Here is a 15,944-nt window from a genome sequence, read left to right on the forward strand (position 1 = left end):
ATCCTCCAGCGCGGGTGGTGGTGGCGGCGGCGGAGTCGGTGGTGCTGGTGGTGCCGGCGCGCCCGGCGGTCACGGCGGCAATGGCGGCAACGGCGACGGCGGCGGCGGTGGTGGCGGCGGTGCCGGCGGTGCCGGCGGTATCGGCGCGCCGGGTGGTCACGGCGGAAACGGCGGAAACGGCACTGTTGGCGGTACTGGAGGCGGCGGTGGTGCTGGTGGCATCGGTGGTGCCGGGGTGGCCGGCCATGGCGGTGGCGGTGGCGGGCACGGTGGCGCCGGCGGCCGGGGTGGCCTCTTGTTCGGTGTCGGCGGTGACGGCGGCGCCGGCGGCGGCGGCGCTCACGGCGGCAACGGTGCGCATGGTGCCGTCGGCGGCACCGGCGGCAACGGAGGATCGGGGGTTTCCGGAGGCGCCGGCGGCGACGGCGGAGCAGGCGGCGACGGCGGCGACGGCGGTGGCGGCGGCGACGGCGGCGGCGGCGGAGCCGCTGGCGCGGGCGGACTGTTCGGCCGTTCCGGCAGCCCCGGCGCCGGCGGCAGCGGCGGCGCCGGCGGGGCGGGCGGCTCAGGCGGCGCCGGCGGAACAGGTGGCGCGAGCGGCGCAGGCGGATCGGCTGTCGCGGGCCATGGGGGCGCGCCCGGACACAGCGGCGACCCGGGCGCTGCCGGGCTCAGCGGGGCCTCCGGCTAGCCCGGTCGCCCGCGCCACGCGCAGTCGGCGGAACGTTTTCCGCCGCATGGCAGTGGGCAGCCCGACGCACTCGCAGAAGGGACCTTCGCGCTGCCCGCGGCCGAGCGCGAGGCGGGGATCAGCGCAACCAGAATGGTGCCGGTGTCTAAAACCTAGGATGCCGACCGACTAGTACACCACGCGGACCGTCTTTGCCGCCCTTACGGACCGTTCCCAGAACCCAGCAGCTCAGGTGCCGTGCGGTGAGGATGGCCAACGCCCGGTCGGTGTCTTCGGGCGCGACGATCGCGACCATACCAACGCCCATGTTGAACGTCTTTTCCATCTCTTCCCGTACTACCCGGCCACGCTGGGCGATCATGGCGAACACCGGCGCGGGTGTCCAGGTGCCGCGATCCACTTCGGCGAGCAGCCCGTGTGGAATGACCCGTTCCAAGTTGCCGGCCAGCCCGCCTCCGGTGACGTGGCAGAACGTGCGGACGTGCGTTTCGGCGGCGAGCGCCAGACAGTCCTTGGCGTAAATCAGCGTGGGCTCCAGCAATTCTTCGCCCAGAGTCCGGCCGAACTCCTCCACGTAACCGGCCAGGTTCATCCGGTCTATCTCGAGCAGGACCGCGCGAGCCAGCGAGTATCCGTTGGAATGCAGACCCGACGAGCCCATCGCGATGATGACATCGCCAGGTCTTACCCGCTCTGGGCCCAGCACATCGTCGGCCTCCACCACGCCGACGCCGGTGGCCGAGATGTCGTAGTGGTCGGGTTCCATCAGGCCGGGATGTTCAGCGGTCTCGCCGCCCAGCAGTGCGCAGCCCGCGCGCACACAGCCCTCCGCGATGCCGCTGACGATCGCACTCACCCGTTCCGGAACCGTACGACCGACCGCTATGTAGTCCTGCAGAAACAGCGGCTCGGCACCACAGACCACCAGGTCGTCGACCACCATCGCCACCAGGTCGAGGCCCACGGTGTCGTGTTTGTCCATTGCCTGAGCAACCGCCAGCTTGGTGCCGACCCCGTCGGTGGAGGCGGCCAGCACCGGTTCGCGGTAGCCGCCGCGCAGCGCGAACAACCCGGCAAAACCGCCCAGACCGCCGCGCACCTCGGGTCTGGTGGCTTTGGTTGCTAGCGGTTTGAACAACTCGACGGCGCGGTCACCGGCGTCTATGTCCACCCCCGCCGAGGCGTAGGTGATGCCCTGGATACTCGGGCCTCTGAGGGAGCTTTCTGGACTTTGTGGCGGTTCCGTCATCGCGATAAAGGCTACCGGGCCGCACCCATCACCGGTATCGGCGACCGGCGCTCACCGGCCAACTGGCTACCGGAATCGGCTACCGCAGCTGGCTTGGTCAGCGACCGACCGGTATTTCATCGCCGGCGAGGCCACCCAAACCGGCCCCGCGGGCCGCGTTGGCAAGCATCTGCTCGATAACGTTCTTACCCAGTGCGCTCTCGCTGGGCAGTTCGATGGGGTAGGCGCCGTCGAAACAGGCGGTGCACAGCCGGGAGGCGGGTTGCTCGGTCGCCGCGATCAGTCCGCGCAGCGAAATGTATCCGAGCGTGTCGGCGTTGATCGCATGCCGGACCGCTTCGAGCATTTCAGCTTCGGCCTCCACGGCGTTGGCGATCAGCTCGGCCGGTGAAGGGAAATCAATTCCGTAGAAGCAGGGCCATTTCACCGGCGGCGAAGCGATGCGCACATGCACTTCCACCGCGCCGGCCTCGCGCAGCATGCGCACCAGGGCACGCTGGGTATTACCCCGCACGATCGAATCGTCGACGACGATGAGGCGCTTGCCGCGGATCACCTCTTTGAGCGGGTTGAGCTTCAGCCGGATGCCCAGTTGCCGGATGGTCTGCGAGGGCTGGATGAAGGTGCGGCCCACGTAGGCGTTTTTCATCAAGCCTTGCCCATACGGGATGCCGGACCCCTGCGCATATCCCACCGCGGCGGGTGTGCCCGATTCCGGCACGCCGATGACCAGGTCGGCGTCGACCGGGCATTCGCGGGCCAACCGACGACCGATCTCCAGACGGGTGGCGTGCACCGACCGGCCGGCCAGCGTGCTGTCCGGGCGAGCCAGGTAGACGTATTCGAAGATGCAGCCTTTGGGCGTGGGGTTGGCGAAGCGGGTGGAGCGGACGCCGTCGGCATCGATCGCCAGCAGTTCGCCCGGCTCGATGTCGCGCACAAAGGATGCGCCGACGATGTCGAGCGCAGCGGTTTCCGAGGCCACCACCCAGCCACGATCCAGCCGCCCAAGCGACAACGGACGGACCCCGTGCGGGTCGCGGCAGGCATACAGCGTGTTTTCGTCCATGAATGTCAGACAGAACGCGCCGCGCACGGTCGGCAGCAGTTCCAGCGCCGCCTGTTCCAGGGTGGAATCGGCCGAGCCGTGGGCCAGCAGCGCGCCCAAGATGTCGGAGTCGGTGGTCGCCGGAGCGGGGCAGCAACGGCCACCGATCAATCCGGCTTCGCGGGCGCGGGCAGCAAGGGTGGCGGTATTGACCAGGTTCCCGTTGTGTCCCAGGGCGACACCGGTGCCGGCCGCGGTATTACGGAACACGGGCTGGGCGTTCTCCCAGGTCGTGTCCCCCGTGGTGGAGTAGCGGCAGTGCCCGATGGCCACGTGGCCCTGCATAGCCGCGAGAGTCTGCTCGTCGAATACCTGGCTGACCAGGCCGAGATCCTTGAAGACAAGCACTTGGGAGCCATCGGCGACGGCGATCCCGGCGGCTTCCTGGCCGCGATGCTGCAATGCGTACAGGCCGTAATAGGTCAGTTTGGCGACATCTTCGCCCGGGGCCCAAACCCCGAATACACCACACTCTTCACGGGGCGAGTTCAGGTCTTGCTCGGGCTGCTGGACGGTCACGGTTAGGCGACTCCCTGGGGCGCGAATGGTGACGTATAGGAAGTCTACGGGTAACCCCGGTATGTCGCCGAATCGACGTCGCGTGTCTAGGCGCCTTAATCCGCGTCCCGGTCCGGAATTGCCGGCAGGCCGCTCGGCGTCGTTCCGATCGACAGCCTCACCACCGGTAGCCACGAGCCGATCTCGCGCGCCCGCGAACCGGACAGGATCAGCGCTCCGCGGGCGGCCGCATCCGCCACGGTCACCAGCCCGGTGGCCAGCAGCAGCCAGGTGCGTGGATCGGTCTCCACGACGTTGGGCGGTGTGCCGCGGGTGTGCTTAGGCCCGGAACCACATTGCACCGCGGCGAACGGCGGGATTCGGACCTCGACGCTGGAGCCGGGAGCCAGCGTGGACAGGGCGCGCGCGGTGAGCCGCACCGCGGTTCCCAGCGCGTCCCGGTCGGGCGCCGAGTGCGTCTCGTCGTGCAGCCAGTCCGCGATGGCCAACACAGCCTGCCGAGTCTTAGCCGGATCGGCTCTACCGCGGGTGGCCATGCTCTAGGGTCTCAGAATCATGGATCCGCGAACGCGGCCACCGTACAAGATCATCGGTCTGCTGGGGCTGATGGTGTTGGCGCTCGTCGGCGCCGGGCTCTACGCCCAGTTTCGCGGCGCTTTCATCCCGAAGATCAAGTTGACCATGCTTGCCCCACGCGCGGGTCTGGTGACCGACCCGGGCGCCAAGGTCACCTACAACGGTGTGCCGATCGGTCGGGTGGCCAGCATTTCGGCGGTCACCGGCGACGGCGTTCCGGCAGCCAAGCTGGTATTGGACGTAGATCCCAAGTACATCGACTCGATACCGGCCAATGTGGGTGGCGAGATCAAGGCGACGACGGTCTTCGGCAACAAGTATGTCTCGCTGACGTCGCCGAAAAACGCTGACCCACAGCACATCACCCCGGCTATGGTGATCGATGCGACGGCGGTGACCACGGAATTCAACACGCTGTTCCAGACGCTGACGGCGATTGCCGAAAAGGTCGATCCGGTCAAGCTCAACCTGACGCTGGGCGCGGCCGCTCAGGCGCTGAGCGGGCTCGGGGACAAGCTGGGCGCCGCGCTGGTCAACGGCAACGCCATCCTCGACGACGTGAACCCGCAGATGTCCCGGGTCCGGGCCGACATCGAGGGCCTGGCGACCCTGGGCGACGTCTACGCCGACGCGGCACCGGACTTGTGGACCGCGCTGGACCAGGCGGTCACCACCGCGCGAACCATGCACCACCAGCAGGTCGATCTCGATGCGGCATTGCTGGCAGCGGTTGGGTTAGGCAACAACGGTGCTGACGTGTTCGGCCGCGGCGGGCCATACCTGGCTCGGGGTGCTGCCGATCTGGTGACCTCCAGCCAGCTGCTCGACGAGTACAGCCCCGAAATCTTCTGCACCATCCGCAATTACAACGACGCCGGCCCCAAGATCCGGGCCGCCCTCGGCTTCAACGGCTATTCGCTGGGGGCCGCTTCGGGCAGCATTACCGGTGCACCGAGCCCCTATATCTATCCGGAAAACCTGCCGCGGGTCAACGCCCGGGGAGGACCCGGCGGGAAACCGGGCTGCTGGCAACCGATCACCCATGACCTGTGGCCCGCCCCGTTTCTGGTGATGGACGTGGGCGCCAGCGTGGCGCCCTACAACCATGTCGAACTCGGCCAGCCCATGTTCACCGAATATGTCTGGGGACGTCAGTTCGGCGAGTACACCATCAACCCTTGAGAGACCGACAGGAACACTCCATGACGCGGTGGCCGTTGCGGCTGCTCGCCGCCGCGAGCACGCCGGTGCTCGTGCTCACCGGGTGCAACCATGCCGGCGAGCGTCCCGATGCGAGCCCGCGTAACTGCCGAACCCTGGCCGCCGACCCGGGTTGGTACGGCGACAACCGTCAGCGCATGGACGCGATGATCAACCGCCTGGGCCATTGCGGCAATACCGGATCCGTTGCCGCCGGCGCTCCCCTGGCGTTGTTCGACTGGGATAACACCATGGTCCTCAACGACGTCGGAAGCGCGACGTTCTTCTGGATGATCAACAATTCCAAAGTGCGTCAGCCTGCCGGCGGCAACTGGTCCACCACCAGCACATACCTCACCCCGGAAGCGGCAGCGGCGTTGGCGGCCGCGTGTGACGGCCTCGCCGCTCCCGGACAGCCGTTGCCCACCGGCTCCGACATCGGCTGCGCCGACGAGCTGGTGACCATCTATACCAGGCACGAAACACGTTCGGGTGCAACCGCGTTCACTGGTTACAACCACCGCCGCATACAACCCGTCGACGCCTGGGCGGCCCAGCTGCTGGCCGGCTGGACCGATGCCGAGATCACCGGATTCGCGACCGCGGCCAGGGCCCAGAACCTCGGCGCCGCCGAGGGGTCCGGGCAGACGGTGGGCAGCACCCGACAGCCTGGTTGGGTGCGCTACTACCCGCAAATGCGTGACCTCGCCGGGACGCTGCAAGCCAATGGCTTCGACGTGCGGATCATCTCCGCGTCGGCTGAGCCGGTGGTCCGGGTGTGGGCCACCGACATCGGCATTGCGGAGGACCACGTGATGGGTGTGCGCACGGACCATGATGGTGACGTTTTGACGTCTCGCCTGGCGCAGTGCGGCGGCGAACCGTCGATCCCCTTCAACGAGGGCAAGCGATGCCGGATCAACGAGCAGGTGTTCGGCGTCCGGGGCGCAGCTGCTTTCCAGCAGTTGCCGGGGCAACGTCGTCAGGTGTTTGCCGCCGGTGACTCCGATGGAGACGTGACGTTCATCACGGATGCGACTGCGCTGCGCCTCGTACTCAATCGCAACCAGATCGAGTTGATGTGCCGGGCGTACGCCAATGCCGACGGCAACTGGATGGTCAACCCGATCTTTGGGAAGCCGCTGCCGATGAGCACGCCCTACCCGTGCGCAACCCAGGGCTTCGATGAACCCGCCGGTGGCCACGCGCCGCTTCGCCAGGCCGACGGCACCGTCGTCGCCGACCAGGTGGACCGGGTCCACTAAGAGCTGAACCGAGTGTGACGCGGCCGCAACACGCAGGTGGCCGGCGCACCTCTGTGCAAGCCTAAATAGGCTGCTGCGCAAGCGTTGTAGACTTGGATCACCTCATACCGGACGCGCGTGGTCAGCAGCGAGTACGCTCGCTCTGCACCGGCGCACAAAGTGTGAGATCCTCTCCGTGCCGAAATCACTCTTACCTAAGGCGGTGTTCCGATGCCCAAAATCCCTTCCAGCGATGGCGGCCGGCCCGCCCCGCGTCGGCTGGCTCCCATCATCGTCACCCGGCGTGGCAAAATCGCCCGCCTGGAATCCAGCCTGACCCCCCACGAGGCACAGATCGAGGATCTGGTTTTCGTGCGAAAGGTGTTGAACCGGGCCAATATTCCTTTTCTGTTGGTCCGTAGCCACCAGAGCCGCCCGATTCTGGCGGTCGACATCCGACTGCGTCCCGCGGTCGAGCATGCCCTTGCCGCGGCCTGCACCACCGAGCCGATGTACGTCAAGGCAATCGACCAGAAGGGCATTCCCGCGCTGTTGGTGGCCAATGGCCGACTGTCCGCAATGGGTGATCCGCGAATCCTCAGGCTGTACCGGCAACGGATTGCGCCGGGCGGTTTTCGGTATGGCCCCGGATTCGGTGTTGAGCTTCAATTCTGGGTTTTCGACCAGACACTGATCCATTGTCCGGTGCAGAACTCGCTCACCCGTAAAGTGCTGCCCCGCAACGAGCTGACGCCGACGACCGTCAAGTTGTACGGGTACAAGTGGCCGACGCTGGAGGGAATGTTCACCCCCCACGCCAGCGACGTGACATTCGATATCGATCTGGTGTTCTCCTGGGTCGACGGCAGCGACCCGGTGTTCCGGGCGCGGCGTGCCGCCCAAATGTCGCAGTACGTGGTGGGCGAAGGCGACGACGCCGAAGCGCGGATCAGGCAAATTGATGAGCTGAAGTATGCGCTGCGATCGGTGAACATGTTTGCCCCGTGGATTCGTCGTATCTTCATCGCGACGGATTCAGCACCGCCGCCCTGGTTGGCCGACCATCCGAAAATCACCCTTGTTCGGGCCGAGGACCATTTCTCAGACCGTGCCGCGTTGCCTACCTACAATTCGCATGCGGTGGAAAGTCAACTACACCACATTCCGGGGCTCAGCGAGCATTTCCTGTACTCCAACGACGACATGTTCTTCGGCCGGCCGGTTAAGGCCAGCATGTTCTTCTCGCCCGGCGGCGTCACGAAGTTCATCGAGGCCGACACCCGGATAGGGCTGGGCGTCAACGATCCGGCCCGCAGTGGTCACGAGAACGCGGCCCGAGTCAACCGGCGACTGCTGTTCGAGCGGTTCGGGCACCTGATTACGCGCCATCTCGAGCACACCGCGGTCCCGCTGCGCAAAAGCGTGCTCGTCGAGATGGAGCAGGAATTTCCCGAGGAGTTCGCCTGCACTCAGGCCAGTGCATTCCGGTCAGCCACCGACATCTCGGTAACCAACTCGCTGTACCACTACTACGCGCTGATGACCGGCCGTGCCGTCCAACAGGAGAAAGCCCGGGTCCGCTACGTCGACACCACGACCCGCGCGGGCCTGGCGCTGCTGGATGAACTGCGCAAGCAGCGCAGGTACCACTTTTTCTGCCTCAACGACGGCAGCTTCCCCGAAGTCGACCCGGCCGAGCGTGCGCAACGGGTGGTCAACTTCCTGGAGCGGTACTTTCCGATACCCGCCCCCTGGGAGAAAGTCGCCGCGGACGTCAGTCGACCCGAGCTGACGGCGCCACTGGCGTCAGCACCATTGGAGGCTGGCTGAACAGCGAATCGCGCCGCGACGGTTCGATGAACATGCCGCTTTCGGAGATCTCACGTTTCGCCTGGGCGGGAGAGACAAAGGTGCCCACGGTTTTTCCGCCGCCCAGCGGGATCACCGAATGCACCACGGTGTCTTGGTAGACGTGCACCAGGTTGCAACCCTGCGCGCCGTCTCTGCCTCTGGTTCCCCCGGCGGCAACGGTGAGGTCCTGGGTGTAGCAAGTCGACGATGCCACCGACACCGGGATCCCGACGAACGTGGCGTTGGTCGAATAGTGCAGGTGACCGGCCAGAATGGATCGGACGTCGCTACCGTCGAGCACCCGGCCCAGGGCAGCCTGGTCCCGCAGTTCCACCGTCACCGCGAGGTCCAAGACACTGGGGACCGGCGGATGGTGCAGCGCCAGGATGGTGCCGTGCGGTGCCGGCGTCGCCAATTGCGCGGCGAGCCAGCTCAATTGGGAGCTTCGCAGTTCGCCGTAGTGGTGACCGGGCACCGAGGTGTCCACGGTGATGATCCGCAGACCGTCGATCATGTGCACCCGGTCCAGCGGTGCCATCGACGGCGCCTCGTCGAGCAGGAACCTGCGCAGCGCGGCCCGGTTGTCGTGGTTGCCCATCACCCAGATGAGTTGGGCGCCAAGCTCGGCCGCGAACGGTTCCACCACCGCTCGCAGCTTGCGATATGCCTGAGCCTCACCGGTGTCGGCCAGGTCGCCGGTGAAGACGATGGCATCGGGACATATCCCGGAGCTGGTCAGCTGTTCGAGCAGCTCACCCAGTCGCCCGTCGGCATCCACAGCGCCGTAAAGGGGACCATCGTCGCCGACAAGATGCGTGTCGCTGATATGCAGGAGAACGTATTCCGGCCGCGGATGCTCCGCGGCCCTAAGTCTGTGCACCTGAGGTGCCAACCCTCTCGGTCTGGTGATCGCTGGGAAACAGCGCGTCAAGTATAACGGCGTCTCAGCGAGCTCGCAGCGCTCGCGGTGCGCGCCGCTGGACGGTCAGTGCCGCGATCGCACCGGCCTCGTTGATCGCCAGGTGCGCCAGGATCGGCGCCGCCAGGCTACCGGAGCGCTCGGCCAGCCACCCGAACACCCAGCCCGCCAGGCCGGTGATCAGCATCGTGGGCACCGCGGGCGCGCCTGTCGCGCGGGCGTCGGCAATGTGGGAAAGGCCAAAGGCGCCCGCTTGCAGCAGCCGTCCGCCCAGCGGTCCGAAGGCCTGAGTCCCGGCGGTTGCCAGCGCCGCCCGGAACGCGGCCTCCTCGGCCCACACGGTCCCGAGGGGTATGTGCAGCACCAGCCAGCGCGGCGCCGACGACGGCAGTTCGCGTTCAGACATCGACAAGCGCACCGCGGGCACCGGTGCGCTCGCCGCGATCACCGTCGTCGTCACCGCCGCGGCAGCCGATCCCAGTCGCAACCCCGCCCACAGCCGTGGCGGCCGAAGACCCACGGGCACCCGGGTCAGACACACCAACACCCAACCCAGCCCGGCCTGCAGCCCTACCCGCCACGCAGTGGGCAGCCGTGGCGCGACAAAGCTCCAGCACACCAGGCCGGCGGCCAAAGATGTTGCGCGAAGCCGACTTACCCGAAGAATCGCGGGAGCACCGCCTCGGACGTCTGGCGCAGTTCGGTCAGCGACACCGTGAACAGCCCTTGGAACTCGATGGCATCCGATTGCTGATCGACGACGCCGATGCGAACGGCGGGCAGTCCGCGCGCCTCGCACATCGCCCGGAACCGGCTCTCCTCGGTGCGCGGCACCGCGACGAGCGCCCGCCCGGCCGACTCGGAGAAGAGCATCACGAAAGGATCGGTGTCTTCGGGAAGCACAATGCGGCAACCGGTTTCACCCGCCAGCGCCGCTTCGACGATGGCCTGGGCCAGCCCGCCCTCGGACAGGTCGTGCGCCGCGGACACCAACCCGTCGCGCGAGGCCGAGCGCAGCACGTCGGCCAGTAACCGCTCGCGGGCCAAGTCGACTCGGGGCGGTAGCCCCCCCAAGTGATCAGCGCTCACCTGCGCCCAGACGGAGCCGTCGAACTCGTCGCGGGTGTCGCCCAACAACATCAGGGTCTGCCCCGGCTCGGTGCCCAGCGCGGTGGGCAGACGCCGGCTCACGTCGTCGATCACACCAAGCACCCCGACCACGGGGGTGGGCATGATCGCGGTGGACCCGGTCTGGTTGTAGAAGCTGACGTTGCCGCCGGTCACCGGAATGCCCAGGGCCGCACAGCCATCGGCGAGCCCGCGGACCGCCTGGGCGAACTGCCACATCACGCCGGGATCTTCCGGTGAGCCGAAGTTGAGGCAGTCGGTCACCGCGACCGGGGTGGCGCCGGTGACGGCGACGTTGCGGTACGCCTCGGCCAGCGCGAGTTGGGCGCCGGTGTAGGGGTCCAGCAGGGTGTAGCGTCCAGACGCGTCTGTCGACGCCGCGATGCCGCGGCCGGTCGACTCGTCGATGCGCAGCACGCCGCCGTCGGCGTGCTCGGCCAGCACGGTGTTGCCGCGCACGTACCGGTCGTACTGCTCGGTGATGAACGCACGGCTGCACAGGTGCGGACTGCCCAGCAGCGCAAGCAAAGTCGCGCGCAGTTCGTCGCCGGTTGCCGGGCGCGGCAGGGTGGCCGAGGTGTCGGCGTTGAGGGCGTCCTGCCATTCGGGGCGGGCGACCGGGCGGTGGTACACCGGGCCCTCGTGGGCCACGGTGCGGGGCGGCACGTCGACGACGGTCTGGCCGTGCCAGCTGATCCGCAGCCGGTCCCCGTCGGTGACTTCACCGATCACGGTGGCCAGCACTTCCCACTTGCGGCACACCGCCATGAAGGCGTCGACGTTCTCCGGGGCGACCACCGCGCACATGCGTTCCTGCGACTCGCTGCACAGCACCTCGGCCGAGGTCATGTCCTTGGCGCGCAACGGCACGGCGTCGAGCCGGATCGTCATGCCGCCATCCCCGGCAGAAGCCAATTCCGAAGTAGCACAAGCAAGTCCGGCGCCACCCAGATCCTGGATGCCGATCACCAGCCCGCCCGCGTAGAGCTCGAGGCAGCATTCGATGAGCACCTTCTCGGTGAAGGGGTCGCCCACTTGCACCGACGGCAGCTTCTTGCGGGCAGCGCCGTCGGTGCCATCGGCACTGAAGGTGTCCGACGCCAGCACCGAAACCCCGCCGATCCCGTCGAGCCCGGTGCGCGCCCCGAACAGGATGATCTTGTTGCCGGCGCCGGAGGCGAACGCGAGATGCAGATCCTCCTGGCGCAATACGCCGACGCAGAGCGCGTTGACCAACGGATTTCCGCCATAACACGGGTCGAAGACCGTCTCCCCGCCGATGTTCGGCAAGCCCAGCGAGTTGCCGTAGCCGCCGATACCGCGGACCACGCCGTCGACCACGCGGCGGGTGTCGGGGGCATCGGCCGCGCCGAACCGCAACTGGTCCATCACCGCGACCGGGCGCGCGCCCATGGCCATGATGTCGCGCACGATGCCGCCGACCCCGGTGGCCGCACCCTGATAAGGCTCGACGTAGGACGGGTGGTTGTGCGATTCGACCTTGAAGGTGACGGCCCAGCCGTCGCCGATGTCGACGACGCCGGCGTTTTCGCCGATGCCGGCCAGCATGCCGGCGCGCATCTCGTCGGTGGTGGTCTCGCCGAAGTAGCGCAGGTGCACCTTGGAGGACTTGTACGAGCAGTGTTCGCTCCACATCACCGAGTACATGGCCAGCTCGGTGTCGGTGGGTCGGCGGCCCAGGATCTCGCGGATCCGCTGGTACTCGTCGTCTTTGAGGCCCAGCTCGTGAAAGGGTTGCGGATCGTCGGGGGTGGTGGCGGCGTGTTCGACGGTGTCAATCACGTGCCGGTGCGCGCTCGTCACGCCAGACAGTCTAGGGCGGGCGGTCTTTCTCGCCGAGCGTGACGTCAGCGCGCGATTTTCGTGGGTGGATTCTCGCAGCCACGTCACGCGCGACGAGGCGCCTAGGTCATTGCCCCGCTACGCAGAACAGGTTGCTCTCCGGGTCGGCCAGCACCACCCAGCGGAAGTTCTCGCCGAACTGGTGCCGCTCCACCTCGGTGGCACCGGCGGCGGTCAACCGCGCCACTTCGGCCTCTACATCCTCGGCGGTGAAATCCAGATGCACCCGATTCTTCCCGGGCGTGGGATCGGGCACCCTCTGAAACCCCAGGCGCGGCCCCTGGTCGCGGGTCACCACGATGAATTCGCCCGGCAGCAGCTCGCGTGTCGTCCCGCCGAACTGCTCGGCCCACCAGCCGGCCAGCCGTGCCGGGTCGTTGCAGTCGAACGTGACCATCTCCACGCTGAGCGTCATACCCCAAGACCCTATGCCTCGGGGAACAGAAATGCTTGCAAGGCTGCGCAATAGGCCACCACATCGGCGGCGCCCATCAGCTCCCGCGCCGAATGCATCGCAAGCTGGGCGGCGCCCACGTCGACGGTGGGGATGCCGGTCCGGGCCGACGCCAGCGGCCCGATGGTCGACCCGCACGGCAGGTCGGCCCGGTGCTCATAGCGCTGCAGCGGCACCCCGGCCTGCCGGCAGGCCACGGCGAACGCCGCGGCGGTAGTCCCGTCGGTGGCGTACCGCAGATTGGGGTGCACCTTGAGCACCGGTCCGGCGTTGACTTCGATGAGGTGGCCCGGCTCGTGCCGATCGGGGTAATTGGGGTGGACGGCATGGGCCATGTCGGCCGACGCCAGCAGCGACGCCGGCAGCAGCCGCAGGAAGTCCTCCCGGGCCCCGCCGCCGGCCAGCACGATCCGTTCCAGCACGGCACTGAGCAGGTTGGATTGCGCGCCGCGGTCCGAAGCCGAGCCAACCTCCTCGTGGTCGAAGATCACCACCACCGGCAGCACCTCGCGTGGTTGGGCGGCCAGCAGTGCTTCCAGCCCGGCATAGCAACTGGCCTGGTTGTCCAGCCGGGGCGCGCTCAGCAGGCACCCGTCAGACCCGATCAGCGCCGCCGGTGTCAGGTCATGGGTCATCAGATCGGCGGCCAGCACGTCGGCCTCGGCCACCCCGGCATGCCGCGCGACATAGCCGATGAAGGAACCGGCCGCGTCGCCGACGCCCCAGACCGCGTTGACGTGCCGTTGCGGGTCCAGCGTCACCGACTTGCGGTCCTCGGCCAGGTGGATGGCCAGCTGCGGCACCCGCAGGATCGGCTCGTCGATGCGGACCAGCCGGTGCCGCACCGCCGAGCCGTCCCGCACCGACAACCGCCCGCTGATACCCAGGTCGCGGTCCAGCCAGGAGTTGAGCCACGCGCCCCCGTAGGGCTGCAGCACCACCACCTGCCAGCCGGCGACCAGCCGGTCCGGGTGCTGCTTGACCCGCAAATTGGGGCTGTCGGTGTGCGCGCCAACGATCCGGAACGGGGCGGGGTTGCCGGTGGCGAGCTGACTGTTCCAGGCGACCAGCGAGCCGGCCCGCACGGTGAAGTAACGGCCCGGCTGCCGCGGCCAGCGGTCGGTTTCGGCGAGTTCGGTGTATCCCGCGTCCAGCAACCGCCGGGCCACCGTGGCGCACACGTGAAACGGCGACGGCGAGGCGTCGATGAACTCGCAGAGGCCTCGCGCGCTGGCTGAGGGTGTGGGCCCGCCGGACATGCCCACCATCATCGCTGTCGGGGACTGCATGGTTCACGCTAGGGTCGGCAGAGTGCCATCGGTTCAGCCGCAACCTATCCTCGCACCCTTGACGCCGGCCGCGATCTTTCTCGTGGCCACCATCGACGACGGCGGCGACGCGTCCGTGCACGACGGGTTGGCCGACATCTCGGGCCTGGTGCGCGCGATAGGGTTTCGCGACCCGAACAAGAATCTGTCGGTGGTGACCTCGATCGGCTCCGACGCGTGGGACCGGTTGTTTTCCGGCCCGCGACCGGCGAAGCTGCATCCGTTCGTCGCGCTGCACGGGCCGCGGCACACCGCGCCGGCTACCCCCGGGGACCTGTTGTTCCACATTCGCGCCGAAAGCATGGATGTGTGCTTCGAATTGGCCGGGCGCATTCTCAACGCGATGGCCGGCGCGGTCACCGTTGTCGACGAGGTGCACGGATTCCGCTTCTTCGACAACCGCGACCTGTTGGGTTTCGTCGACGGCACCGAAAACCCAAGCGGCCCGACGGCTGTCAGTGCAACCGCGATCGGTGACGAGGATCCGGCGTTCGCCGGCGGTTGCTACGTGCACGTGCAGAAGTATGTCCACGATATGCGGTCCTGGGACTCGCTGTCGGTCACCGAGCAGGAGCGGGTGATCGGGCGCACCAAGCTGGAAGACATCGAACTCGGCGACGACGTGAAGCCGGCAAACTCGCACGTCGCGCTCAATGTCGTCACCGCCGACGACGGCGCCGAATTGAAGATCGTGCGGCACAACATGCCGTTCGGCGAGGTCGGCAAGAGCGAGTACGGCACCTACTTCATCGGCTATTCCCGAGCCCCCGAGGTCACCGAGCAGATGCTGCACAACATGTTTCTCGGCGATCCCCCCGGCAACACGGACCGCATTCTGGATTTTTCCACGGCAGTCACCGGTGGCCTGTTCTTCTCCCCCACCGTCGACTTCCTCGACGATCCACCGCCGCTGCCCCAATCACCGGCACCGGCAACGGCCTCTGACGACGGTTCACTCTCGATCGGCAGCCTGAAAGGAACCTCCCGATGAACAACCTGTACCGCGAACTGGCTCCGGTCACCGAAGCCGCTTGGGCCGAAATCGAATTGGAGGCAACGCGAACGTTCAAGCGGCACCTCGCCGGGCGCCGGGTGGTCGACGTCAGCGGTCCGGGCGGACCGGCTTCGGCGGCCGTGAGCACCGGCCGGCTGATCGACGTCACCGCGCCCACCGACGGCGTCATCGCCCACCTGCGCGCCAGCAAGCCCCTGGTGCGGCTGCGGGTTCCGTTCGCCTTGTCGCGCAACGAGATCGACGACGTCGAGCGCGGTTCGCAGGACTCGGACTGGGATCCGGTGAAGGCGGCCGCCAAGAAGCTGGCCTTCGTCGAGGATCGCACCATCTTCGAGGGCTACGCGGCCGCCTCCATCGAGGGCATCCGCAGCGCCAGCTCGAACCGGCCGCTGACCTTGCCCGAGGACCCGCGCGAAATCCCGGACGTCATTTCACAGGCGCTGACTGAGCTGCGCCTGGCCGGCGTCGACGGGCCGTATTCGGTGCTGCTGGCCGCCGACGTCTACACCAAGGTCAGCGAGACCACCGAGCACGGCTACCCGATTCGCGAGCACCTGAACCGGCTGGTCGACGGCGACATCATCTGGGCGCCGGCCATCGACGGCGCTTTCGTGCTGACCACCCGCGGGGGAGACTTCGACCTGCAGTTGGGCACCGATGTCGCGATCGGCTACACCAGCCACGACGCCGACAGCGTGCAGCTCTATCTGCAGGAGACCCTGACTTTCCTGTGCTACACCGCCGAGGCTTCGGTGGCGCTCAGCCCGTCTTCGGACTGAGGCATCTCGATACCGGCGGA

General features: G+C 67.6%; 14 protein-coding genes. 6 read left to right on the forward strand and 8 right to left on the reverse strand.

The window, feature by feature from the left end; translation table 11 throughout:
* On the forward strand, positions 1-691 hold a 691-nt coding region (locus EET13_RS32465), incomplete at its 5' end, for a hypothetical protein (protein WP_211189134.1).
* Positions 692-836: 145 nt separating this feature from the next.
* Here EET13_RS32465 and purM read toward each other — a convergent pair.
* The 3 genes from purM to EET13_RS24790 form a co-directional block, all read right to left on the reverse strand.
* Positions 837-1,940 carry a phosphoribosylformylglycinamidine cyclo-ligase gene (gene purM, locus EET13_RS24780; protein WP_122444742.1) on the reverse strand — a complete coding sequence of 368 codons (1,104 nt, stop codon included), beginning with the start codon at positions 1,938-1,940 and terminating at the stop codon, positions 837-839.
* Between the two features lie 97 nt (positions 1,941-2,037).
* Entirely contained in the window at positions 2,038-3,567 is a 1,530-nt protein-coding gene (gene purF, locus EET13_RS24785) for an amidophosphoribosyltransferase (protein ID WP_122444743.1), read from the reverse strand.
* A gap of 95 nt (positions 3,568-3,662) precedes the next feature.
* The gene (locus EET13_RS24790; protein WP_122444744.1) at positions 3,663-4,103 is read right to left on the reverse strand and encodes a sterol carrier family protein; all 441 of its coding nucleotides are present in this window, start codon (positions 4,101-4,103) and stop codon (positions 3,663-3,665) included.
* Positions 4,104-4,122: 19 nt separating this feature from the next.
* On the opposite strand from EET13_RS24790, the gene EET13_RS24795 reads away from it, so the two are divergent.
* From EET13_RS24795 to EET13_RS24805, 3 genes are all read left to right on the forward strand, one after another.
* Positions 4,123-5,325, forward strand: coding sequence for an MCE family protein (locus EET13_RS24795; protein WP_122444745.1), 1,203 nt, complete (start codon positions 4,123-4,125; stop codon positions 5,323-5,325).
* 20 nt (positions 5,326-5,345) lie between these two features.
* On the forward strand, positions 5,346-6,608 hold the full coding sequence (locus EET13_RS24800; RefSeq protein WP_244604102.1) for a haloacid dehalogenase-like hydrolase: 1,263 nt from the start codon (positions 5,346-5,348) through the stop codon (positions 6,606-6,608).
* Positions 6,609-6,818: 210 nt separating this feature from the next.
* On the forward strand, positions 6,819-8,417 hold the full coding sequence (locus tag EET13_RS24805) for a stealth family protein (protein WP_122444746.1): 1,599 nt from the start codon (positions 6,819-6,821) through the stop codon (positions 8,415-8,417).
* Here EET13_RS24805 and cpdA read toward each other — a convergent pair.
* The 5 genes from cpdA to EET13_RS24830 form a co-directional block, all read right to left on the reverse strand.
* On the reverse strand, positions 8,362-9,318 hold the full coding sequence (cpdA, locus tag EET13_RS24810; RefSeq protein WP_122444747.1) for a 3',5'-cyclic adenosine monophosphate phosphodiesterase CpdA: 957 nt from the start codon (positions 9,316-9,318) through the stop codon (positions 8,362-8,364). The two genes, EET13_RS24805 and cpdA, sit on opposite strands and share 56 nt — an antisense overlap.
* 64 nt (positions 9,319-9,382) lie before the next feature.
* Positions 9,383-10,024: an Rv0804 family intramembrane glutamic endopeptidase gene (locus EET13_RS24815; protein WP_211186521.1), complete on the reverse strand. Its 642-nt coding sequence runs from the start codon at positions 10,022-10,024 to the stop codon at positions 9,383-9,385.
* Positions 10,012-12,288: a phosphoribosylformylglycinamidine synthase subunit PurL gene (gene purL / locus EET13_RS24820; RefSeq protein ID WP_122444748.1), complete on the reverse strand. Its 2,277-nt coding sequence runs from the start codon at positions 12,286-12,288 to the stop codon at positions 10,012-10,014. Before purL ends, EET13_RS24815 begins: the two co-directional genes overlap by 13 nt.
* Before the next feature lie 127 nt (positions 12,289-12,415).
* A complete protein-coding gene (locus tag EET13_RS24825) occupies positions 12,416-12,763 on the reverse strand; it encodes a VOC family protein (protein WP_122444749.1) in 348 nt (115 codons plus the stop codon).
* Positions 12,764-12,774: 11 nt separating this feature from the next.
* Entirely contained in the window at positions 12,775-14,061 is a 1,287-nt protein-coding gene (locus EET13_RS24830; RefSeq protein WP_122444766.1) for a M18 family aminopeptidase, read from the reverse strand.
* A 28-nt stretch (positions 14,062-14,089) separates the two neighbouring features.
* Between EET13_RS24830 and EET13_RS24835 the strand changes: the two genes are divergently transcribed.
* Together EET13_RS24835 and EET13_RS24840 are read left to right on the forward strand one after the other, a co-directional pair.
* Positions 14,090-15,121, forward strand: a complete 1,032-nt coding sequence (locus EET13_RS24835; RefSeq protein ID WP_211186520.1) for a Dyp-type peroxidase — start codon at positions 14,090-14,092, stop codon at positions 15,119-15,121.
* Entirely contained in the window at positions 15,118-15,924 is an 807-nt protein-coding gene (locus EET13_RS24840; RefSeq protein ID WP_122444751.1) for a family 1 encapsulin nanocompartment shell protein, read from the forward strand. The genes EET13_RS24835 and EET13_RS24840 overlap by 4 nt, the downstream gene beginning before the upstream one ends.
* Positions 15,925-15,944: the final 20 nt, after the last annotated feature.

It is taken from the genome of Mycobacterium attenuatum, from assembly GCF_900566085.1.
Taxonomy (GTDB): Bacteria; Actinomycetota; Actinomycetes; order Mycobacteriales; family Mycobacteriaceae; genus Mycobacterium; species Mycobacterium attenuatum.